This is a genomic window from Gallionella capsiferriformans ES-2 (assembly GCF_000145255.1).
GTDB lineage: Bacteria > Pseudomonadota > Gammaproteobacteria > Burkholderiales > Gallionellaceae > Gallionella > Gallionella capsiferriformans.
This window is the reverse complement of record NC_014394.1, coordinates 2,297,206-2,318,812: the sequence shown is the minus strand read 5'-3', so window position 1 is coordinate 2,318,812 and position 21,607 is coordinate 2,297,206. Positions and strand designations below refer to the sequence as shown.

The 21,607-nt window shown below is 51.9% G+C and carries 20 protein-coding genes; 18 read left to right on the top strand and 2 right to left on the bottom strand.

Going from position 1 to position 21,607, the window contains the following annotated elements; all coding sequences use genetic code 11:
* Nucleotides 1–54: 54 nt before the first annotated feature.
* The 18 genes from GALF_RS10665 (at nucleotide 55) to GALF_RS10580 (ending at nucleotide 18,378) form a co-directional block, all read left to right on the top strand.
* Complete coding sequence (locus GALF_RS10665; RefSeq protein ID WP_013294076.1) at nucleotides 55–444, top strand: ribbon-helix-helix protein, CopG family; 390 nt, start codon at nucleotides 55–57, stop codon at nucleotides 442–444.
* Nucleotides 445–455: 11 nt separating this feature from the next.
* Nucleotides 456–842: a hypothetical protein gene (locus tag GALF_RS10660; protein ID WP_013294075.1), complete on the top strand. Its 387-nt coding sequence runs from the start codon at nucleotides 456–458 to the stop codon at nucleotides 840–842.
* Between the two features lie 817 nt (nucleotides 843–1,659).
* Nucleotides 1,660–2,016, top strand: a complete 357-nt coding sequence (locus GALF_RS10655) for an NADH-quinone oxidoreductase subunit A (protein ID WP_013294074.1) — start codon at nucleotides 1,660–1,662, stop codon at nucleotides 2,014–2,016.
* Nucleotides 2,007–2,489, top strand: coding sequence for a NuoB/complex I 20 kDa subunit family protein (locus tag GALF_RS10650; protein WP_013294073.1), 483 nt, complete (start codon nucleotides 2,007–2,009; stop codon nucleotides 2,487–2,489). The genes GALF_RS10655 and GALF_RS10650 overlap by 10 nt, the downstream gene beginning before the upstream one ends.
* A 5-nt stretch (nucleotides 2,490–2,494) precedes the next feature.
* Nucleotides 2,495–3,091, top strand: a complete 597-nt coding sequence (locus GALF_RS10645) for an NADH-quinone oxidoreductase subunit C (RefSeq protein WP_013294072.1) — start codon at nucleotides 2,495–2,497, stop codon at nucleotides 3,089–3,091.
* A 117-nt stretch (nucleotides 3,092–3,208) separates the two neighbouring features.
* On the top strand, nucleotides 3,209–4,462 hold the full coding sequence (locus GALF_RS10640) for an NADH-quinone oxidoreductase subunit D (protein ID WP_013294070.1): 1,254 nt from the start codon (nucleotides 3,209–3,211) through the stop codon (nucleotides 4,460–4,462).
* The gene (gene nuoE, locus GALF_RS10635; protein WP_013294069.1) at nucleotides 4,462–4,941 is read left to right on the top strand and encodes an NADH-quinone oxidoreductase subunit NuoE; all 480 of its coding nucleotides are present in this window, start codon (nucleotides 4,462–4,464) and stop codon (nucleotides 4,939–4,941) included. Before GALF_RS10640 ends, nuoE begins: the two co-directional genes overlap by 1 nt.
* Nucleotides 4,938–6,203: an NADH-quinone oxidoreductase subunit NuoF gene (nuoF, locus tag GALF_RS10630; RefSeq protein WP_013294068.1), complete on the top strand. Its 1,266-nt coding sequence runs from the start codon at nucleotides 4,938–4,940 to the stop codon at nucleotides 6,201–6,203. The genes nuoE and nuoF overlap by 4 nt, the downstream gene beginning before the upstream one ends.
* Nucleotides 6,204–6,222: 19 nt before the next feature.
* Nucleotides 6,223–8,553: an NADH-quinone oxidoreductase subunit NuoG gene (nuoG, locus tag GALF_RS10625; RefSeq protein WP_013294067.1), complete on the top strand. Its 2,331-nt coding sequence runs from the start codon at nucleotides 6,223–6,225 to the stop codon at nucleotides 8,551–8,553.
* The gene (gene nuoH, locus GALF_RS10620) at nucleotides 8,553–9,578 is read left to right on the top strand and encodes an NADH-quinone oxidoreductase subunit NuoH (protein ID WP_050752607.1); all 1,026 of its coding nucleotides are present in this window, start codon (nucleotides 8,553–8,555) and stop codon (nucleotides 9,576–9,578) included. Before nuoG ends, nuoH begins: the two co-directional genes overlap by 1 nt.
* A 30-nt stretch (nucleotides 9,579–9,608) precedes the next feature.
* Nucleotides 9,609–10,097 (top strand): NADH-quinone oxidoreductase subunit NuoI, encoded by a 489-nt coding sequence (gene nuoI, locus GALF_RS10615; RefSeq protein ID WP_013294065.1) that lies wholly within the window; start codon nucleotides 9,609–9,611, stop codon nucleotides 10,095–10,097.
* A 94-nt stretch (nucleotides 10,098–10,191) separates the two neighbouring features.
* Nucleotides 10,192–10,794 (top strand): NADH-quinone oxidoreductase subunit J, encoded by a 603-nt coding sequence (locus GALF_RS10610; RefSeq protein WP_013294064.1) that lies wholly within the window; start codon nucleotides 10,192–10,194, stop codon nucleotides 10,792–10,794.
* Nucleotides 10,795–10,918: 124 nt separating this feature from the next.
* Nucleotides 10,919–11,224: an NADH-quinone oxidoreductase subunit NuoK gene (gene nuoK / locus GALF_RS10605; RefSeq protein ID WP_013294063.1), complete on the top strand. Its 306-nt coding sequence runs from the start codon at nucleotides 10,919–10,921 to the stop codon at nucleotides 11,222–11,224.
* A gap of 4 nt (nucleotides 11,225–11,228) precedes the next feature.
* Nucleotides 11,229–13,289 (top strand): NADH-quinone oxidoreductase subunit L, encoded by a 2,061-nt coding sequence (gene nuoL, locus GALF_RS10600; RefSeq protein WP_013294062.1) that lies wholly within the window; start codon nucleotides 11,229–11,231, stop codon nucleotides 13,287–13,289.
* Between the two features lie 70 nt (nucleotides 13,290–13,359).
* Nucleotides 13,360–14,850 carry an NADH-quinone oxidoreductase subunit M gene (locus GALF_RS10595; RefSeq protein WP_013294061.1) on the top strand — a complete coding sequence of 497 codons (1,491 nt, stop codon included), beginning with the start codon at nucleotides 13,360–13,362 and terminating at the stop codon, nucleotides 14,848–14,850.
* A gap of 88 nt (nucleotides 14,851–14,938) precedes the next feature.
* Entirely contained in the window at nucleotides 14,939–16,390 is a 1,452-nt protein-coding gene (nuoN, locus tag GALF_RS10590; protein ID WP_013294060.1) for an NADH-quinone oxidoreductase subunit NuoN, read from the top strand.
* A gap of 62 nt (nucleotides 16,391–16,452) precedes the next feature.
* Nucleotides 16,453–16,998, top strand: coding sequence for an NUDIX domain-containing protein (locus GALF_RS10585; protein ID WP_013294059.1), 546 nt, complete (start codon nucleotides 16,453–16,455; stop codon nucleotides 16,996–16,998).
* 177 nt (nucleotides 16,999–17,175) lie between these two features.
* The gene (locus GALF_RS10580) at nucleotides 17,176–18,378 is read left to right on the top strand and encodes an ammonium transporter (RefSeq protein WP_013294058.1); all 1,203 of its coding nucleotides are present in this window, start codon (nucleotides 17,176–17,178) and stop codon (nucleotides 18,376–18,378) included.
* 315 nt (nucleotides 18,379–18,693) lie between these two features.
* Here GALF_RS10580 and GALF_RS10575 read toward each other — a convergent pair whose 3' ends face one another.
* Nucleotides 18,694–19,230, bottom strand: a complete 537-nt coding sequence (locus tag GALF_RS10575; RefSeq protein ID WP_013294057.1) for a hypothetical protein — start codon at nucleotides 19,228–19,230, stop codon at nucleotides 18,694–18,696.
* A gap of 475 nt (nucleotides 19,231–19,705) precedes the next feature.
* Nucleotides 19,706–21,226 (bottom strand): SulP family inorganic anion transporter, encoded by a 1,521-nt coding sequence (locus GALF_RS10570; RefSeq protein WP_013294056.1) that lies wholly within the window; start codon nucleotides 21,224–21,226, stop codon nucleotides 19,706–19,708.
* Nucleotides 21,227–21,607 lie beyond the last annotated feature (381 nt).

The following is a 21,607-nucleotide window of genomic DNA, read 5'->3' as shown; positions in this document are numbered from 1 at the left end:
CTGCATATAAAATAACATTACCATGTAACATTATTTTATAATATGGAGCTAAACATGAGTAAGCACACGAGTATAAGATTACAACCGGCCGAACTAGCTCATGTTCGCGAACAAGCAATTCGACTTGGTGTATCTCAGGCAGAAATCATCCGTCAATCAATATGGCGGGATGCCGCTGTCGCAGAAATTCGAGACGAAACGAAGGCGGCGGTTCAGAAAGAATTCGATATGCTCTTCGCAAAATTGGCTGTTGAATTCGAAACAGAAGTTGAGTCAATGAAGATCGAGATCGAAACGCTCAGGCAAGAATCTGTTGTCAATTTATCGGAGACAGAGGATCAACTTATTAAAGCTATCGAGGAATCACGCGAGTCGAACAAAAATAATTTGAAGATTGTCGGAAATTCTCTGATGGTCGAGATTCAAAAATTAACTAACAAATAAGGGGAAAGTGAATGAATGAGCAGAACTCAGCAGAGCTTCGTCAGAAGAAATTCCGTGACCAGATGAAGTCGTCGGGGAAGCGCCAGAGGACATTTTTTCTGTCCGATGAAGCCGTCGAGGCGTTAAAAAAACGCAAGATCGACACGAATGCGGCTAACTTGAATCAAGTCTTGGAGGACTTGCTGTTGAGCCTGTCGGGTCAGCCAGCACCCAAACCGACCGCCACCGTAACGAATGAAATGCTGCTGGCTAAGCTGAAAGAGCTATCCACCAAGCAAGATCAATACAGTTTTCTGTTCAGTCAGGCATTCGCTTCTGACAATACGGTCGCGGTTCGCATAGATCTGATTGGGCGCGCAAACGCCATTGCAACAGGTGTGCGGCCGGTGAGTGAATAGCCAGTTTTATACCTTATATATAGGTGACCATTTGGCAGTAAAAAATTCATAAGTCACAAATTAGGTCACAAAATCACTTGTGACCAAAAATTAATACTTACACATCAAGTCGTTACAATGAATGTCTGGTTTCCCCATCGCACCAATGTAGTTAATTAAGCCCCTGTAATATGGGGCTTTTTTACGACTCAATAATGTCGATGAAGATGCAATCATTCCCTTTGCTGGATGAGAATTCGATAACGCTCGCAAGTTCTACTGTCTATGGCGAACAAACGATATGGGGTTAATAGATTCGTTATGACTACCTTATCAGAGCTGGCGCTGTGGTCTGTTATGTGGTGTAGGGCGGTAGTGCGCATGATTGAGTGCGGGCTGTCGCTGTCAGTCGCTGTTTTGCGTGTGTTATCAACGGAAAAATATTTCACTGGAATGTAAATTAATTGCTGATGAAATCAGGCTGTTACCTAAAGAGTGTCACCAAAACTCAAAACAACCATTGAGGCTAGGAGCTGTTTAAAGCTATAATTATTTCAGTGGAAAAAAATGATGGTCGCAGAAACGGTAAAAAAATTCTGTGATTTAAAATAAATAAACCAAAACAGTATGTTGCATTAATGTCGCGGTTTATCCATCGCAAAGGCAGTAAATAATGAAGGCTCGCAGTCTTCAAATAGCTGTGAAATTCACAAGCAGCAGCAATAATAATAAAAAATTAAGTTGATATCTGCCGTCATGGCAGCCTGAAATCGCACAAAGTGATTCGGACTCAACTCTACGGGTTGGTCACGAGTCTTGTACTGAGGGGGGAAGCTCAATGTTGGAAAACTATTTTCCGGTACTGTTGTTCATCTGTGTCGGGTTGGCTTTTGGTGTAGTTCCGATTGTTCTGGGCAGGCTGGCTGCTCCGCATCGTCCGGATGCGAAAAAACTATCTCCCTATGAATGTGGCTTTGAGGCCTTTGAAGATGCGCGTATGAAGTTCGACGTGCGTTATTACCTCGTCGCCATTCTGTTCATTCTGTTCGATCTTGAAATTGCATTTCTTTTCCCCTGGGCGATCGTGCTCAAGGAAATCGGCATGTTCGGTTACGTTTCCATGATGATCTTTTTGGCTATCCTCGTGGTTGGTTTTGTCTATGAGTGGATGAAAGGGGCCTTGGAATGGGAATAGAAGGCATTTTGGAGAAGGGCGTCGTCACAACGACACTCGACACCATTATCAATTACACGCGTACCGGTTCTCTGTGGCCGATGACGTTCGGTCTGGCCTGCTGTGCGGTTGAAATGATGCAGGCGGGTGCATCGCGTTACGATCTGGATCGTTTTGGTATTGTGTTCCGTCCCAGTCCGAGACAGTCCGACGTGATGATCGTCGCAGGCACGCTGTGCAATAAAATGGCCCCTGCGTTGCGTAAAGTTTACGACCAGATGTCAGAGCCGCGTTGGGTGATCTCGATGGGTTCCTGTGCAAACGGCGGCGGTTACTATCACTACTCGTATTCTGTCGTGCGCGGATGCGACCGTATCGTTCCTGTCGATATCTATGTGCCGGGTTGTCCTCCGACTGCCGAAGCCTTGCTGTACGGGCTGATCCAATTGCAGAACAAGATTAAGCGCACTAACACCATCGCGCGCCAGGGGTGAACTTGATGACGACCGATAAAATATCATTGCGTGAAGCGCTGGAAGCCTTACTGTCGGACCAGTTGCTGAGCGTACAGGAACGACTGGGAGAGACCACCATCGTTGTCCGCGCGGTTGACATGCTGCCTGTGCTGACCAAGTTGCGCGACGCGGAAAATTTGCAGTTTACGCAGATGACTGATCTGTGCGGGATGGACTATTCCGAATACGGTGAGGGTGCATGGGAAGGTCGTCGCTTTGCGGTTGTATATCAGTTGCTGTCTGTCGTTCATAACCGTCGCCTGCGCGTTCGCATATTTGCCGAAGAAGACGATTTTCCAGTGCTGGCTTCCGTTACGCCCGTTTGGGCAGGGGCCAATTGGTTTGAGCGCGAAGCGTTTGATTTGTTTGGTATTATTTTTACCGGACATCCGGATCTGCGCCGCATCCTGACCGACTATGGTTTTGTCGGAAATCCATTCAGGAAAGACTTTCCGATCTCGGGTCACGTTGAAATGCGCTATGACGCAGAACAGCAGCGTGTGGTGTATCAGCCAGTTACCGTTGAACCCCGAGAAGTGACGCCGCGTATCATCCGCGAAGAAACCTACGGTTGTAATTAAGGACGCACTCATGCCTGAAATCAAGAATTACACATTTAGCTCCGGCCGCCCTGCGGGCGTTGGTTTGTTTTTGTTGTCCTGCGCAGAAATTCATTGTGCGCTGCGTGCGAGGTAACCATGCCTGAAATCAAGAATTACACAATGAATTTTGGTCCGCAGCATCCTGCCGCGCATGGTGTATTGCGCCTGGTGTTGGAGCTCGATGGTGAGGTGATTGTTCGTGCCGACCCGCATATCGGCTTGTTGCACCGTGCAACTGAAAAGCTGGCCGAACATAAGACGTTCCTGCAATCCGTGCCGTATATGGATCGACTCGATTATGTGTCGATGCTGTGTAACGAGCATGCCTATGTGCAGGCGATAGAAAAGCTGGCAGGCATCGACGTGCCTTTGCGTGCTCAATACATCCGTGTGATGTTCGATGAAATTACCCGCATTCTGAACCATCTGATGTGGCTCGGCGCGCACGGTCTGGATATCGGCGCGATGACGGTCTTTTTGTATTGCTTCCGGGAACGCGAGGATTTGATGGATGCCTATGAGGCGGTGTCCGGCGCGCGTATGCATGCGGCCTACTATCGTCCGGGTGGTGTCTATCGTGATCTGCCCGATACCATGCCTCAGTACGAAGCCTCCAAGATACACAATGCAGCGGCAGTGAAGAAGATGAATGCGAATCGTCAGGGCTCCCTGCTCGATTTTCTGGAAGATTTCACGCGCCGCTTCCCGACCTATGTCGATGAATATGAAACGCTGCTGACCGACAACCGTATCTGGAAACAGCGTACAGTCGGTATTGGCATCGTGACGCCGGAGCGTGCGCTGGCTTTAGGCATGACAGGGCCGATGTTGCGCGGCTCGGGTGTTGAGTGGGATTTGCGCAAGAAGCAGCCTTATGCAGCTTACGACAAGGTCGATTTCGATGTGCCTGTCGGCGTGAATGGTGACTCATACGACCGCTATCTGGTACGCGTTGAAGAAATGCGCCAGTCCAATCGCATCATCAAACAATGTATCGACTGGCTGCGCGTGAATCCAGGCCCTGTGATGACCAGCAATCACAAGTATGCCGCGCCGGGACGTGAATCCATGAAGCAGAACATGGAAGAGTTGATCCATCACTTCAAACTGTTTACCGAAGGGATGCGCGTGCCGGAAGGTGAAGCGTATGCGGCGGTTGAACATCCTAAGGGTGAGTTTGGTATTTATCTGGTGTCAGATGGCGCCAACAAACCTTACCGTTTAAAGATACGTGCGCCGGGGTTCCCTCATCTGGCAGCCCTCGATGAAATGGCACGCGGGCATATGATCGCTGACGTTGTGACCATCATCGGTACGCAGGACATTGTTTTTGGAGAGATAGACCGATAATGTTATCCGCAAATATACAAGAGCAAATCAACCGCGAACTCAAAAAATATCCGGTCGACCAGAAACAATCCGCCGTGATGTCTGCCTTGCGTTTCGTGCAGGATGAAAAGGGTTGGATCGCAACAGAGGACATGGCTGACATTGCCGCCTTCCTCGGTATGCCGCAAATGGCGGTGTATGAGGTCGCGACTTTCTACCATATGTATAACTTAAAACCGATGGGGAAAACTACCCTGACGGTGTGCACCAATCTTTCCTGTACTTTATGTGGTTCGGCGGATACGGTCGCGTATTTGACGTCAAAGCTGGGTATCGGTTTTGGTGAAGTTACCGCAGACGGAAAGTACGGGATGCGTGAGGGTGAGTGCATGGGCGCGTGCAAGGATGCACCGCTGATGACGATCAACAATAAAAAGCTTTGCGGGCGTCTGACGCCTGCGAAAATTGATCAAATCTTGGCAGAATTGGATAAGTCATGAGAGGTCCGGTTACTCAAACCACGATGGATTTTGACCAGCCGTGGACATTAGAGAATTACCTGAAAGTCGGCGGTTATCAGGCGTTGCGCAAGATTCTGACTGAGCAAACCTCACCGGATGCCATCATCGCTGAAGTTAAACTGTCCGCATTACGCGGGCGTGGTGGTGCCGGCTTTCCGACCGGTTTGAAGTGGAGCTTCATGCCGCGCAGTTTTGCGGGCGATAAATATATCGTTTGCAACTCGGATGAAGGCGAGCCGGGAACGTGCAAAGACTGGGACATCATGTTGTATAACCCGCATCTGCTGATCGAAGGAATGGCGATTGCGGCGTACACGATGAACGTGAAGACCGGCTATAACTATATTCACGGTGAAATCTTCGAAGCCTACGAGCGCATGGAAGAAGCGTGTGAGCTGGCGCGCGCCGCTGGTTTTCTTGGCGACAACATCATGGGCTTAGGTTTCTCCTTTGATCTGCACAATCATCTGGGCTACGGCGCTTATATTTGCGGCGAAGAAACAGCGTTGCTCGAATCAATCGAAGGCAAGAAGGGGCAGCCGCGTTTCAAACCGCCTTTCCCTGCGAGCTTCGGTCTTTACGGCAAGCCGACCACGATTAACAACACCGAGACCTTCGCCAGCATCCCTTACATCATCAATAATGGTGGCAAGGCGTTTTTGGAACTCGGCAAACCCAACAACGGCGGAACAAAATTGTTCTCTGTATCGGGTCATGTCAATAATCCGGGCAATTTTGAAGTTCCGATGGGCACGCCTTTTGCCAAATTGCTAGAAATGGCGGGTGGCGTACGCAACGGCCACAAGCTCAAAGCTGTGATTCCAGGCGGTTCATCAATGCCGGTTTTGACAGGTGAAGTGATGATGGATCTGACCATGGACTACGACTCGATCCAGAAGGCGGGTTCAGGTCTGGGTAGCGGGGCTGTGATTGTGATGGATGAAACAGTCTGTATGGTGCGCGCGCTGGAACGTCTGTCGTATTTCTATCATGAAGAATCGTGCGGTCAATGTACGCCCTGTCGTGAAGGCACGGGTTGGTTGTATCGCATCGTACATCGCATCGAACACGGTCAAGGTCGTCCGGAAGATCTGGATTTACTGCTGAGTATCGGCGAAAACATCGCAGGACGCACCATTTGCGCGCTGGGTGAAGCCGCAGTTTGGCCGGTGCAGGGTATGCTCAAGAATTTCAGGGCAGAATTTGAATATCACATCGAACACAAGCGGTGCTTGGTTTAGCTGACGGGTTAGGTGCGCAATGATCAACATTGAAATTGATGGCAAGTTAGTCGAAACCCAACGCGGTTCGACGGTGATGGACGCGGCTCACAAGGCTGGCGTCTACATCCCGCATTTTTGCTACCACAAGAAACTGTCCATTTCGGCGAATTGCCGGATGTGTCTGGTCGAAGTCGAGAAGGCGCCCAAGCCGTTGCCGGCCTGCGCGACGCCGGCTGCCGACGGCATGAAGGTGCACACGCATTCCGAAATGGCCGTTAAGGCGCAAAAGGGCGTGATGGAATTTTTGCTGATCAATCACCCTCTGGATTGCCCGATTTGCGATCAGGGTGGCGAGTGTCAGTTGCAGGATATCGCGATGGGCTACGGCGGGAATGCTTCCCGTTATACGGAAGAAAAGCGCGTCGTTGAGCCGAAGCAAATCGGTGAGTTGATTTCAACCAATGAAATGAGCCGCTGCATTCAATGTACGCGCTGTGTGCGTTTTGGCCAGGAAATCGCCGGCTTGATGGAACTTGGCATGGCGAACCGTTCAGAGCATGCCCAGATTATGAGCTTTGTGAACAGTTCGGTGGATTCCGAGCTGTCAGGCAATATGATCGATTTGTGTCCGGTCGGTGCGCTGACCAGCAAACCGTTCCGCTACACGGCACGTTCGTGGGAGCTGTCGCGTCGCAAATCGGTCAGCCCGCACGACAGTCTCGGCGCTAATCTGGCCGTGCACACTAAAGACAACAAGGTTGTGCGCGTCGTCGCCGCCGAAAATGAAGAAGTCAACGAGTGCTGGATCTCCGATAAGGACCGTTTCAGCTACGAAGGACTGAATTCTGCCGAACGCCTGACTCGACCGATGATCAAGCAAGGCGGTCAGTGGATCGAAGTGGAATGGGCTGCTGCACTCGAATACGTTGCAAACGGCGTGAATCAATTGCGCCGCAGCGCGGGCAGTGAACAGATCGCGGCGCTCGCGACACCCAATTCGACGCTCGAAGAATTGTATCTGCTGCAAAAACTGATGAGAGGAATCGGCAGCGGCAACGTTGATTTCCGTTTGCGTCAGTCAGATTTCAGCGCCGATGGTAAACAAGCGGGTGCACCGTGGTTAGGCATGCCGGTTGCTGAGCTCAATACCCGCGACCGATTCCTGATTGTTGGTAGTTTTCTGCGCAAGGATCATCCTCTGTTGGCGCAACGCATCCGTCAGGCTGTCAAGCAAGGCGCGCAGGCCAATGTTGTGCATGCTAGCGATGACGATTTGCTGATGTCAGTGGCCAATAAGGCGATCGTTGCACCAGCTGATTTGCCAGGGTTGATTGCACAAGTGTTGAAAGCGCTGTCAATTGAAAAACAAGTCGCTGTTCCGGCTGAAGTAGCAGACGTGACGGTTGGGGCTGAGGCCGCCGCAATCGCCGCCAGTCTCGCATCAGGCAAACAAGCTGCCGTGTTGCTGGGCAACTTTGCTCAGCAACATCCGGAGGCCGCACAAATCGCGCTGCTCGCTGAACAAATCGCAGCCTTAGCCGGCGCAAAATTCGGCTATCTGGGTGCCGCCGCGAACAGTGTTGGCGGTTATCTGGCAGGGACCGTGCCTTTTGGCGGTTCGGTGCAGGGCATGAATGCCGCTGAGATGCTCGCAAAGCCACGCAAAGCCTATCTTCTGCTTAACGTAGAACCTGAGCTGGACATGGCCAATGCGCAAACGGCGATGAGTGCGATGAACTCTGCCGATATGGTGGTTTGCCTGTCGGCCTTCAAACACGCCGGCATGGATTACGCGGATGTGATGTTGCCGATTGCACCGTTCACCGAAACCTCCGGTACCTTCATCAATACCGAAGGTCGTGCACAGAGTTTCAAGGGCGCGGTAAAACCGTTGGGTGATGCGCGTCCGGCATGGAAGGTGTTGCGCGTACTGGGCAATTTGCTGGATGTACCGGGTTTTGAGTTTGATACTAGCGAAGCGGTACGCGACGAAGCGGGCGTTGTTGGCAACTTGAACAATCACATCGAAGGGCTTGCGATGCGCAATGTGGCGGTAACGCCTGCAGGTCTGCAACGCGTAACTGATGTGCCGATTTATGCGGCCGACGCGCTAGTTCGCCGTGCGACTGCCTTGCAGAAGACACACGATGCCGCGACCCCGGTTGCGATGTTGCACAGCAGTGAACTGCAAAAGCTGGGTTTGAATTCAGGTGATGCGGTGAGAGTCACGCAGGGCGGTGTAAGCGTACTGCTGACTGCCGCAGCAAATGACGGGCTCGCGCTAGGTACGGTTCGGGTTGCCGCAGGTCATCCGGCGACAGCGAGCCTTGGTGCAATGTTTGGAACGATAATCGTGGAGCGTGCATGATGGACTGGCTACTACCCGTACAAAACCTGTTAGGACCAGCCTGGTTGCCGATCTGGACGGTCGTCAAGATTATGCTGATCGTAGCCCCCCTGATGGGTGCGGTGGCTTATCTGACACTGGCAGAGCGCAAGGTGATCGGCTGGATGCAGATTCGTATCGGCCCTAATCGCGTCGGCTATTTCGGTCTGTTGCAGCCATTGGCAGACGGTTTAAAGCTGTTTATGAAGGAAATTATCGTGCCTTCCGGCTCGAACAAGTTCCTCTTCGTGATTGCGCCAATTATGGTGTTGATGCCGGCCCTCGCTGCTTGGGCGGTGGTACCGTTCAATGCCGAACTGGTGTTGTCGAACGCCAATGCGGGGCTGTTGTATATTCTGGCGATGACCTCCTTGGGCGTGTACGGCGTGATCATCGCGGGCTGGGCATCGAATTCCAAGTACGCCTTTCTTGGCTGCCTGCGTTCGGCGGCACAGATCGTGTCCTACGAAATCGCGATGGGATTTGCACTGGTCACTGTGCTGATGGCGGCACAGAGTCTGAATCTGGGCGATATCGTCAAAGGGCAGCACGGCAACTACGGCATGCTTAACTGGTACATCATTCCGCTGTTTCCGATGTTCGTGGTCTATCTGATATCCGGTGTGGCGGAAACCAACCGTGCGCCGTTTGACGTCGCCGAGGGCGAATCTGAAATCGTAGCCGGTTTCCACGTTGAGTATTCAGGGATGGCGTTTGCACTGTTCTTCCTGGGCGAATATGCCAACATGATTTTGGTCGCATTTTTGACCTCGATCATGTTCCTGGGCGGCTGGCTGTCGCCGGTTCCCTTCCTGCCGGATAGCATCGTATGGATGCTGGGTAAGGTCGCCTTTGTGCTGTTCCTGTTCCTGTGGTTCCGTGCAACTTTCCCGCGCTACCGTTACGATCAGTTAATGCGTCTGGGCTGGAAGGTGTTTATTCCGGTATCGTTGATTTGGGTCGTGGTAGTGGGTGCGTGGATGCAAACCTCCTATTGGCTGTGGTAGGGCGTAAACGCGCTCGCACGAGGAAATAAAATGGAAAAAATCAAAGATTTCTTTAAGACGTTTCTGCTGATCGAACTGCTGAAGGGGATGGCGCTGACCGGACGTTATATGTTCGCCCGCAAGATCACCGTGCAGTTTCCAGACGAGAAGACGCCGCAGAGCTTCCGCTTTCGCGGATTGCATGCCCAGCGTCGCTATGAAAATGGCGAAGAGCGCTGTATCGGTTGTAAGCTGTGTGAAGCGGTGTGTCCTGCGATGGCGATCAAGATTGCCGTGGCCGAACGCGAAGATGGCACACGCCGCACGACGCAATATGACATCGATCTGACCAAGTGCATCTTCTGCGGTTTTTGCGAAGAATCCTGCCCGGTCGATGCGATTGTGGAGACGCGGGTTTTTGAGTATCACGGTGAAAAGCGCGGCGACTTGTATTACACCAAGCCGATGCTGCTGGCGGTAGGGGATAAGCACGAAGCGCAAATCGCCCGTGACCGTGCAGCAGACAGTAAGTACAGGTAAGTAGTGAGTAGAGAGTCGGGAGTTGTGAGTGCTGAGTTGGATTTTCCACTTGCCACTTTCCACTTACCACTGACAGCTTAATAGGGGTGAATTCATGAGTTTTTTTGATGTGGTTTTTTATCTGTTTGCGACGATTACGGTTCTGGCCGGCGTTGGTGTGGTGGTAGCCCGTAATCCGGTGCATGCAGCGTTGTTTCTGGTGCTGGCATTCTGTAGTGCGGCCGGAATCTGGATGCTGCTCGAAGCCGAGTTTTTGGCGATCACGCTGATTCTGGTTTACGTCGGTGCGGTCATGGTGCTGTTCCTGTTCGTGGTGATGATGCTGGATATCAATCTGGTGAAGCTGCGTGAAGGATTCTGGCGCTGGTTCCCTTTTGGCGCACTGCTCGCCGGTTTGATGGTGTTTGAGATGGTCTGGGTGTTAGGCTCGCGTCAGACAGCGGATGTATCCAAAGCGATCGTACACGCGGCCGATTACAGCAACACCAAAGAATTGGGTCGCTTGATCTACACCCAGTATGTGTATCCGTTTGAAATAGCTGCGGTTATCCTGCTGGTGGCGATGGTTGCCGCAATTGCGCTGACCTTGCGTCGCCGTGCCGGAGTTAAGTCGCAAAACGTAGCAGATCAGGTCAAGGTCAAGAAGGCGGATCGCTTGCGCATCGTGAGCATGAAGTCGGAACCAAGACAGCCGTAAATAGTAAGTAGTAAATGGTAAGTACAAATCAGGGAGTGGGCGGTGGACAGTGGCAAGTGGGAAACCCACTCACCACTCACTACTTACCACTTACCAAGACAATCTAGGGAGCGAAAATTAAAATATGGTAACCCTCTCACATTATCTGGTGTTTAGCGCGGTGCTGTTTGCCATCAGCGTGGTAGGCATTTTCCTTAACCGGAAAAATGTCATCATTCTGCTGATGTCGATCGAACTGATGCTGCTGGCTGTGAACACCAACTTCGTTGCGTTTTCGCATTATTTGAACGACACGGCAGGTCAGGTGTTTGTATTTTTTATTCTGACCGTAGCGGCTGCTGAAGCTGCGATCGGACTTGCGATTCTGGTCGTGCTGTTCCGTAATTTGCGTACGATTAACGTCGATGATCTTGGCAGTTTGAAAGGCTGATGTGATGGATATCCAAACCTATTATCTGTTAGTGCCGCTGGCACCTTTATTTGGTGCACTGGCAGCGGGTCTGTTCGGCAAGTTGCTCGGGCGCAACATGACGCACCGCATCACCATCGCGATGGTCGGCGTGTCCTTGTTCTCTGCCATTCAGATCTTTCAGGATGTGATGGCAGGTCACACCTTCAACGGCCCCGTCTACACGTGGCTGACATCAGGCGACACCAGTTTTCATGTGGGATTTTTAATTGACCGTCTGACCGTGACCATGATGCTGGTGGTGACCTCCGTGTCGCTAATGGTGCATATCTACACCATCGGCTATATGTCGGAAGATGCCGGTTATCAGCGTTTCTTCAGCTACATTTCGCTGTTCACCTTCTCGATGCTGATGCTGGTGATGTCAAATAACTTCATGCAACTGTTCTTCGGTTGGGAAGCGGTGGGTCTGGTGTCTTACCTGCTGATCGGTTTCTGGTATACGCGTCCAACCGCAATCTATGCCAACTTGAAAGCCTTTTTGGTTAACCGTGTCGGTGACTTTGGTTTCCTGCTCGGTATCGGTCTGGTATTGATGGTATTCGGTACGCTCGATTACGCCGCCGTCTTTGCTAATGTGGCAGCCCATGCGGATGACATGGCGCCTATCGCAGGCATGTCAGTCAATCTGCTCACCGCGATCTGTATTTTGCTGTTTGTCGGCGCGATGGGTAAATCAGCACAGTTCCCGCTGCACGTCTGGCTGCCCGATTCAATGGAAGGCCCGACACCGATTTCTGCGCTGATCCATGCGGCGACGATGGTGACGGCCGGTATCTTTATGGTGGCACGTATGTCACCGATGTTTGAACTGTCTGATACCGCCTTGTCCTTTGTGATGATTATCGGTGCGATTACCGCGCTGTTTATGGGATTCTTGGGGATTATCCAGAACGACATCAAGCGTGTGATTGCGTATTCGACCCTGTCCCAACTGGGTTATATGACGGTCGCGTTAGGCGCATCGGCATATCCAGTGGCAATCTTCCATCTGATGACCCATGCGTTCTTCAAGGCGCTGTTGTTCTTAGGTGCCGGTAGCGTGATTATCGGTATGCACCATGATCAGGACATCCGCAATATGGGCGGCGTGCGCAAATACATGCCGATCACCTGGATCACGTCCTTGATCGGATCGTTAGCGCTGATTGGAACACCGTTCTTCTCCGGATTCTATTCCAAGGACAGCATCATCGAAGCGGTTGGCATGTCGCATCTGGCAGGTTCAGGCTTTGCGTACTTTGCGGTGGTAGCCGGCGTGTTTGTGACGGCGTTCTATTCGTTCCGCATGTACTTCCTGGTATTCCACGGCGAAGAGCGTTTCGGCAAGGCGCATCATCACGAGCCTGTCAATGCTGCTAAGAATGCTGATGCACATCATGACGCCCACGACGGCGATCACGATGATGAAGAAGTCTCTCATGACCATCATCACGGGTTGGCACCGGGCCAAAAACCGCATGAAACACCGTGGGTAGTCTGGTTGCCGCTGGTGTTGCTGGCGATCCCGTCTGTGATCATCGGTTACATCGCGATTGAACCGATGTTGTTTGGCGGTTACTTCAAGGATGCCATCTATATCGGCGAGAACCATGAAGTGATGCATGAATTGCATGAAGAGTTCCACGGCGCATTTGCGATGGCGCTGCATTCACTGACCAGTCTGCCGCTGTGGCTGGCCATTGCAGGTGTGGCAAGTTCTGCTTACTTCTATCTGAAGCGTCCGGATATTCCTGCCGCGATTCAGAAGCGCTTTCAGTGGATCTATACTTTGCTCGACAACAAGTATTATTTCGATCGCTTCAATGACTGGTTTTACGCCGGTGGCGCGCGCGGCCTGAGTTCGTTCCTGGGTAAATTCGCTGATAAGTTCCTGATCGACGGCTTGATGGTAAACGGCACGGCAGGGCTGGTAGGTAAGGTGTCCGGTGTGGTGCGCAAGTTGCAATCGGGCTACATTTATCATTACGCGTTTACCATGATCGTCGGTGTGTTTATCTTGTTGACGATACGAAACTGGTTTTAATCGTAGTGGGTGTGCAGCTTTACGACTGCACGCTCACAACTTTCTGCTTCATGTTTAAAGGAAACACAGCATGATTTTTGGATTACCTGTTATTAGCGTTACGATCTGGTTGCCTATTTTGTTTGGTATTCTGGTTCTGGCAACCGGCGACGATAAAAATGCGCCGCTGGCGCGTCTTCTGGCTCTGGTCGGCAGCGTGTTGGGTTGTCTTGTCACCATCCCGCTGTATACCGGATTCGATATTTCGACCAGTAACATGCAGTTCGTCGAATTACACGACTGGATCACGCGCTTCAATATCCATTATCACCTCGGGGTAGATGGCATCTCGATGCTGTTCATCCTGCTCAACAGTTTCTTTACCGTGATCGTGGTGCTGGCGGGCTGGAAAGTCATTGAAAAGCGCGTTGCGATGTACATGGCAGCTTTCCTGGTCATGTCCGGTATCGTCAACGGCGTGTTTGCCGCGCTCGATTCAATCCTGTTCTACGTGTTCTGGGAAGCGATGCTGATCCCGATGTTCATCATCATCGGTATCTGGGGTGGTCCTAACCGTATCTACGCGACGATGAAGTTTTTCCTGTACACCTTGTTGGGCTCCCTACTGATGCTGGTTGCGCTGATCTATCTGTACAACCTGTCCGGTGGCAGCTTCGCGATTTTAGACTTCCATCATCTGGCCATCCCGATGACAGCGCAGATCCTGATCTTCATTGCGTTCTTCTTCGCCTTTGCGGTGAAGGTGCCGATGTTTCCTGTGCACACCTGGTTACCGGATGCGCACGTTGAAGCGCCAACCGGTGGTTCTGTAGTGCTGGCAGCGATCATGTTGAAAGTGGGGGCGTACGGTTTCCTGCGCTTCTCAATGCCGATTACGCCGGATGCTAGCCATAAACTGGCAGGCGTGATGATCGCACTGTCTTTGATTGCCATCGTGTACATCGGTCTGGTCGCGCTGATGCAGTCAGACATGAAAAAGCTGGTTGCCTATTCATCGATCTCACACATGGGCTTTGTGACGCTGGGGTTGTTCATCTTCAACGCCTACGGCATGGAAGGCGCATTGCTGCAGATGCTCTCGCACGGTTTTGTCGCCGGTGCCTTGTTCCTGTGTATCGGCGTGCTGTATGACCGCGTGCACTCCCGTCAGATTGCCGATTACGGTGGTGTCGTCAACAAGATGCCCGTATTTGCGGCCTTCTTCATGCTGTTTGCAATGGCGAACAGCGGCTTGCCCGGCACCAGTGCGTTTGTCGGCGAGTTCATGGTGATCATGGGGACGATTAAGGTTAACTTCTGGTACGCTTTTGCCGCAGCCTCAACACTGATTTTCGGTGCGGCTTATACGTTGTGGATGTACAAGCGCGTGATTTTCGGTGCGGTGACTAACCATCATGTGGAAGAGTTGACTGACATCAATGCACGTGAAATTTTGATCATGACGATACTGGCATTTTTCGTACTGGCGATGGGTATCTATCCGCTGCCGGTCTCTGAAATCCTGCATGCGTCGGTGAATGACCTGCTGTTGCACGTCGCGCACTCCAAGCTGCCCATTTGATGGCAATTGATGATTGATAATGCATAATTGTCAATTACTGTACTAACGTCTCACGACTAGTAACTAACGACTGATTTAAGAGGTTAATATGAATTTGATGGCAAATCTGATCCCCGCCGCTGCGGAAATTTTCTTGCTGGCGATGGTCTGCTTCATCTTGATAGCGGATTTGATGCTGACAAAAAGCAGCAAAATTTTCACATACCTTCTGGTTCAGTTGACGTTGCTGGGCTGCTCGATCATCACGGTTGGCACGCACGAGAATAGCGTTGTGTATGCTTTCAATGGTATGTACGTCGACGACCTAATGTCCGATGTGCTCAAGATGCTGAGTTATCTGGGTATGTCGATGGTGCTGGTGTATTCGCGTCAGTATCTGATGCTGCGCGGTCTGTTCACCGGTGAATTCATGGTGTTGGCGCTGTTCGCGTTGCTCGGCATGAATGTGATGATTTCCGCGAACCACTTCCTGACCCTGTATCTCGGTCTGGAACTGCTCTCGCTGAGCCTGTATGCGATGGTGGCGCTGCAACGCGATTCTGCGATTGCGACCGAAGCTGCGATGAAATATTTCGTGCTGGGTGCATTGGCTTCCGGTTTGCTGCTGTACGGTATGTCGATGCTGTACGGTGCAACCGGTACGCTCGAACTGGGCGCCATTTCAAATGCGATTGCCAATGGCGTGCAGAACAAATCCTTGTTGGCCTTTGGTCTGGTATTTATTCTCTCGGGACTGGCGTTCAAGCTCGGCGTGGTGCCTTTCCATATGTGGGTGCCGGATGTCTACCACGGCGCACCGACCGCGATGACCATGCTGATCGGCTCGGTACCGAAACTGGCTGCATTCGCGTTCGCTACCCGGATTCTGGTCGAAGGGCTGCAATCGCTTGAACACGACTGGTCCAGCATGCTGATCATCTTAGCGATTGCCTCGATGGCGATCGGTAATTTGTCCGCGATTGCCCAAACCAACCTCAAACGCATGTTTGCCTATTCCACCATCACGCACATGGGTTTCATGCTGCTCGGTCTGATCAGCGGCGGGATCGAAGGTTACGGCGCTGCGATGTTCTATACCGTGATTTACATGATGATGTCGCTGGGCGCCTTCGGTATGATTATGCTGCTGTCCCGCGCCGGATTCGAAGCGGATACGCTGGCTGACTTCAAGGGGCTCAATCAGCGCAGCCCTTGGCTGGCCTTTATGATGATGTTGCTGATGCTGTCCATGGCAGGTATTCCTCCTACGGTCGGTTTCTATGCCAAATTCTCCGTGCTGAATTCCATTATTCAGACCGGCCATACCTGGCTTGCAATCGTAGCCGTGATGTTCTCGCTGATCGGTGCATTCTATTATCTGCGCGTCATCAAACTGATGTACTTCGATGCACCCGAAAGCCATGTGCCTATCAACGTCGGTTCCGATACCGGCTTGTTGATCAGCATGAACGGTCTCGGAGTGCTGTTCCTGGGATTGATGCCAGGTTCCTTGATGTCGATCTGTGCGGTCTCGGTTCAACAATCGCTGCTGCTGCATTAAGTTGACCTTAGTCTGACCCATACTCCCGCCTCGAGCGGGAGTTGTTATTTCTGGAGTATGAAATGGATTTACAGGAAAGCTGTATCGAATCTAGTGTCGTCTACGAAGGGTGTCTGTTGCACGTTAAAAAGGATCGTGTCCGTCTGCCTGACGGCAGCGATAGTGTGCGCGAATACATCACGCATCCGGGCGCCGTTGCCGTATTGGCGCTGAATGATAACGGCAATCTGATCATGGAGCGCCAGTACCGCTACGGCCCCCGTCGCGAATTTTTTGAGATCCCCGCAGGTAAAATTGACCACGGTGAAGATACGCTGATTACCGGGCAGCGCGAGTTGCTCGAAGAAACAGGGTACGTTGCGCGTGAATGGCAGCATCTGGCGACCACGTGGCCTTGTATCGGCTATGCGGATGAGCGTATCGAATACTATCTGGCGCGGGGGCTCACCCAGCAGGTGCAAACGCTGGACGAGGGCGAATTCCTTGAGGTGTTTGAGTTGTCGCTTACGGACGCGTTGGAGTGGATTCGAGTTGGTAAAATCAACGACAGCAAGACCATCATCGGTATATTCTGGCTGGAAAAGCATTTGGCTAACTGGCATTGCTGATTTTGCGCACCAATTGGGTGCGGATTTTTACGATCAATGTAAATTTTGCACCGGCTTGGTGCGATCTTCGCGATTGAATTGCCACGAATTTATTTTTAGATAATAAAAACAACGTGCTGGTGATCTGGTACGTATTTTGCTTTTAATTTAAGATATTCGATTGTTCAGTGAGCCGATATGGAAAATTTACAAACCAGTAACGATGTCCTTTTTATTTTACTCGGGGCGATCATGGTGCTTGCGATGCATGCCGGATTCGCTTTTCTTGAATTGGGCACGGTGCGCAAGAAGAATCAGGTTAATGCGCTGGTCAAGATACTGACGGATTTTTCCGTATCCACCTTAGCCTATTTTTTCATCGGTTACCTGATCGCTTATGGTGCACATTTCTTTACCGGTGCCGAACAGCTGGTTCAAAAAAGTGGCTATGAACTGGTTAAATTCTTCTTTCTGCTGACGTTCGCAGCGGCCATTCCGGCGATCGTGTCGGGCGGAATTGCAGAACGGGCTAAATTTAACCCGCAGATGGCGGCCACTTTTATGCTGGTGGGCTTCGTGTATCCGTTTTTTGAAGGCATCGCCTGGAATCACCGCTTCGGCATTCAGGACTGGTTGCATGCGACCTTTGGCGCTGAGTTTCACGATTTCGCAGGTTCTGTGGTGGTGCATGCTGTGGGCGGGTGGATCGGCCTTGCTGCCGTGCTGCTGCTTGGCGCGCGTCGCGGTCGCTACAACAAGGAAGGGCGCATCTCCGCACATCCACCCTCGAGTATTCCTTTTCTCGCGCTGGGTGCCTGGATACTCACGGTGGGCTGGTTCGGTTTTAACGTGATGTCGGCGCAAACGATCAACAATATCAGCGGTCTGGTTGCGGTTAATTCACTGATGGCGATGGTCGGCGGTACGTTAGCTGCATTATGGGCCGGTAAGAACGATCCGGGCTTCGTGCATAACGGCCCGTTAGCGGGTCTCGTTGCCGTGTGTGCCGGTTCCGACTTGATGCACCCTCTTGGTGCATTGGTGGTGGGGGCAGTGGCGGGCGGCTTGTTTGTGGTGATGTTTACCCTGACGCAAAACCGCTGGAAAATTGACGATGTGCTGGGTGTCTGGCCATTGCACGGTTTGTGCGGTGCATGGGGCGGTATCGCCGCAGGCATTTTCGGCCTGAAAGCGTTCGGCGGCATTGGGGGCGTCAGCTTCATGTCCCAGTTAATCGGCACGCTGATGGGCGTTGGCATCGCTTTTGCTGGCGGCTATCTGGTCTACGGAGCACTAAAGAGGTTTGTCGGGATTCGTCTCGACGCCGAAGAAGAATTTAACGGCGCCGACTTGAGCATCCATAAAATCACCGCAACTCCGGAGCGCGAATCCGGCTGGTAGGTTATGCGTGATTGTTTCGTGACAATAAAGTCTTGAATGGCTGTGGTACTGTCCGTGACATAAATTGAAATCGGCGACTGTGCTTTGAAGGCCTAGTCGCCGTTTTCTAATTCCGAACGATTTTTGAGCTTCTGCTATGGCCGAAGCAGCCCTTAATGCCCGTCACTTCTATTGACTGTCCATTACATTGTGTGGAACAGTCTTCGGCAATGTGCCATCAGACACCATACCTAAATCAATTTAATGAACGTTGCGCGGTGCGATGTTTAGCCATTAAAAAACCCACCGGGCAAGGGTGGGTTGTTCGGTCAGGCTTTACGCGCTTACCGCACGCATCCTGTCAATTTTCTCGATAACCGCCTGATACAGATCATGGTCGGAATCGGGGTTGTTGCGGTCTGGATGGTGGGAACTACGGATCTTTTTCAGCTTAGTCATGCAGTCTGGCAGGTCATGTACCCGGGTTATCCGGTCACCGTTTTTGTCCATCATGCGCTGAAGCTCAGCCTCTGCGCTTTCGCGGGTGTCATATAACGTCTTGCTGCCAAGACGCCAACCATCCTGATTTTTGCGCGGGGATAGTTTTTCACGGCCATCAAACCAGAACCATTTGCCGGTATCGGGGTCCTGTTCAAAATCAATGGTGGTGATGGTGTAGGTGTAAACGGGCGGCTCGATGTCCATGGCAAATAGATTGACGACCTTGCCGACCGTCGCCACCGTCGCCAGGTAATATGCGCCTGCCTCATGCGGCTGAAACGCGCTGCTGTGCGTTGGGAGAGGTTGGCTGATGTTACCTGATGCGTTCATTTCAGCCATGCGTTTGAGTGCTTTGCGTTGTGCATTGGTCACGGGTATTGCTCCTTAATATGAGTTGAAATCCACGGGGCTCCTTCTTCGCTGAAGGGGTCGCCCGTTGGACTCTGGTTCTGATAAAACAACCGCGACGCGATCCTGTCTTGCGCCCCGGGCGTTCTTGAATGCTTTGTCGCCAGCGCTCAGGGATTTGCGCTAAAAAACAAAAGGCCATCTCAAAGGATGGCCTGATTACTTGCTATGTCTGGCTCCCCGGGCAGGCTTCGAATCTACGACCTGCGAATTAACGGTCGTATTCTTAAGCCCCCACTGGGGTGTCAAAAAATTAAATCAATTAAATCAGATGCCTAATTATACGGCACCTGATGTAAATATGCTGCATATTGCTAGGCATAGTGCAGGAAACAACAAAATCAAAGGTGCCGGAGTCGATTTTAGTTCAGCGCTGCGTTCCATGAGCGTGAATCCTGAAAAATTATCTGCTGCACTATGAGTCAAGCCAGGCAAACTATCAGCCCAGGCGATTATCCGCCGGATGATACAGAGGGTCTTCCAGCACGTTCACTTCTATCATGCCCTTCGCCTTATCGAGCAGTTCCAGACAGTCCGGGCTTAGGTGGCGCAGGTGCAGCTTCTTGCCCAGTTGGGTATAGCGTTCCGCGAGCATATCGATCGCTTCCAGCGCGGAGTGATCTTTGACGCGTGCGTTCTTGAAGTCGATCACCACATCAGTTGGGTCATCTTTGGGCGTGAACAGTGCAAGGAAATTCTGCGTCGAGGCGAAAAACAGCGAACCATGCAGCTCATACAGTTTCCAATCATGCTCATCGGTGCTCACGCGTACCTCGATGTTCTTGGCATGCTGCCACGCAAACACCAGTGCCGAGATGATGACGCCGGCAATGACGGCGATGGCAAGATCGGTGATGACCGTTACCACCGCTACCGTGATAATCACCAGCAAATCAGCGTGGGGCACTTTGCCAAACAGACGGAAGCTGCCCCACTCGAACGTTTTTTCCGACACCACGAACATCAAACCGATCAGCGCCGCCAGCGGAATCATCTCGATCCAGCTGGAGGCAAACAGGATGAAGCTCAGTAAGAATAATGCAGCGGCGATACCGGAGAGGTTTTTTACTGCGCCGTTGGTCACGTTGATCATGCTTTGTCCGATCATGGCGCAACCGCCCATGCCGCCGAAGAAGCCGGTCACCACGTTAGCGACCCCCTGTCCGATGCTGGCGCGATTCGGTTTACCGCGCGTTTGTGTCATATCGTCGATCAGGTTAAGCGTCAGCAGGGATTCAATCAGGCCGATTCCGGCGAGGATCAGGCTATAGGGGAAAATGATCTTCAATGTTTCCAGATTCAAGGGCACATCCGGCAGATGGAATTGAGGTAGGCTGCCCTTGATGGATGCCAGATCCCCCACGGTTTTGGTCTCGATGCCGGCAAAGATCACCAGCGCCGAGACGGTCGCAATCGCTGCCAGGGTGGATGGAATGATTTTGGTGAACTTGGGTAACAGGTAGATGATCGTCATGGTCAGCACGATCAATCCCAGCATCGTGAATAGCGGCGCACCCTGCATCCAGCGCGTCGTGCCATCGGCGGCAGTTACTTTAAAATGGTTCAGTTGTGCCAGAAAGATCACGATGGCGAGGCCGTTCACGAAACCCAGCATCACCGGATGCGGCACCATGCGGATGAATTTGCCGAACCGGGCCAGCCCGAACAAAATTTGCAGCATGCCCATCAGCACGACGGTGGCGAACAGATATTCCACGCCGTGCTGTACCACCAATGCGACCATCACCACCGCCAAGGCACCCGTCGCACCGGAAATCATACCGGGCCGACCACCGATCAGCGAAGTAATGAGACTTACCATAAAGGCGGCATACAACCCGACCAGTGGATGCACATGCGCCACCAGCGCAAAGGCGATAGCTTCGGGAACCAGCGCGAGTGCGACCGTCAGACCGCTCAATAGATTAGTTTTAGCTTCGGCGAAATTTTGAATGTTCATGGCGACCTCAATAGAGAATCGCGCCCGTGATTTTTCGGGGCGCTAAATGATTCTTAATGGTTGAAACGCATAGCGGCGATCCCGACAGCTTCGCCGGAACAGCGCATTGAAAAATAGTGGGGATCAGAGACTCACATCGGAATGCTTGGCCTGAGGGTTAAATGAATTTGGGAAGATTTTACAGTATGTCATGGAGATGCTGTGACTCATAAATATGAGCCACGACTCGCGAGTTCAAGTCCTGTCCGAAATTTTTGACCAGGGAGGCTAGGATGACGGCGGTGGAAGGGGGGTATTGCCATCCAGTATTCGGCCAGGCCGGACGAGGCAATCTTTAAAAAGTCCATCGTTCATGTCATGCTGAATTCGATTGACCGGGAG

What these genes read in the sequence shown, in the direction of transcription:
- GALF_RS10665 (WP_013294076.1), top strand. Translation starts at nt 55, where the DNA reads ATGAGTAAGCACACGAGTATAAGATTACAACCGGCCGAACTAGCTCAT.
- GALF_RS10660 (WP_013294075.1), top strand. Translation starts at nt 456, where the DNA reads ATGAATGAGCAGAACTCAGCAGAGCTTCGTCAGAAGAAATTCCGTGAC.
- GALF_RS10655 (WP_013294074.1), top strand. Translation starts at nt 1,660, where the DNA reads ATGTTGGAAAACTATTTTCCGGTACTGTTGTTCATCTGTGTCGGGTTG.
- GALF_RS10650 (WP_013294073.1), top strand. Translation starts at nt 2,007, where the DNA reads ATGGGAATAGAAGGCATTTTGGAGAAGGGCGTCGTCACAACGACACTC.
- GALF_RS10645 (WP_013294072.1), top strand. Translation starts at nt 2,495, where the DNA reads ATGACGACCGATAAAATATCATTGCGTGAAGCGCTGGAAGCCTTACTG.
- GALF_RS10640 (WP_013294070.1), top strand. Translation starts at nt 3,209, where the DNA reads ATGCCTGAAATCAAGAATTACACAATGAATTTTGGTCCGCAGCATCCT.
- nuoE (WP_013294069.1), top strand. Translation starts at nt 4,462, where the DNA reads ATGTTATCCGCAAATATACAAGAGCAAATCAACCGCGAACTCAAAAAA.
- nuoF (WP_013294068.1), top strand. Translation starts at nt 4,938, where the DNA reads ATGAGAGGTCCGGTTACTCAAACCACGATGGATTTTGACCAGCCGTGG.
- nuoG (WP_013294067.1), top strand. Translation starts at nt 6,223, where the DNA reads ATGATCAACATTGAAATTGATGGCAAGTTAGTCGAAACCCAACGCGGT.
- nuoH (WP_050752607.1), top strand. Translation starts at nt 8,553, where the DNA reads ATGGACTGGCTACTACCCGTACAAAACCTGTTAGGACCAGCCTGGTTG.
- nuoI (WP_013294065.1), top strand. Translation starts at nt 9,609, where the DNA reads ATGGAAAAAATCAAAGATTTCTTTAAGACGTTTCTGCTGATCGAACTG.
- GALF_RS10610 (WP_013294064.1), top strand. Translation starts at nt 10,192, where the DNA reads ATGAGTTTTTTTGATGTGGTTTTTTATCTGTTTGCGACGATTACGGTT.
- nuoK (WP_013294063.1), top strand. Translation starts at nt 10,919, where the DNA reads ATGGTAACCCTCTCACATTATCTGGTGTTTAGCGCGGTGCTGTTTGCC.
- nuoL (WP_013294062.1), top strand. Translation starts at nt 11,229, where the DNA reads ATGGATATCCAAACCTATTATCTGTTAGTGCCGCTGGCACCTTTATTT.
- GALF_RS10595 (WP_013294061.1), top strand. Translation starts at nt 13,360, where the DNA reads ATGATTTTTGGATTACCTGTTATTAGCGTTACGATCTGGTTGCCTATT.
- nuoN (WP_013294060.1), top strand. Translation starts at nt 14,939, where the DNA reads ATGAATTTGATGGCAAATCTGATCCCCGCCGCTGCGGAAATTTTCTTG.
- GALF_RS10585 (WP_013294059.1), top strand. Translation starts at nt 16,453, where the DNA reads ATGGATTTACAGGAAAGCTGTATCGAATCTAGTGTCGTCTACGAAGGG.
- GALF_RS10580 (WP_013294058.1), top strand. Translation starts at nt 17,176, where the DNA reads ATGGAAAATTTACAAACCAGTAACGATGTCCTTTTTATTTTACTCGGG.
- GALF_RS10570 (WP_013294056.1), bottom strand. Translation starts at nt 21,226, where the DNA reads ATGAACATTCAAAATTTCGCCGAAGCTAAAACTAATCTATTGAGCGGT.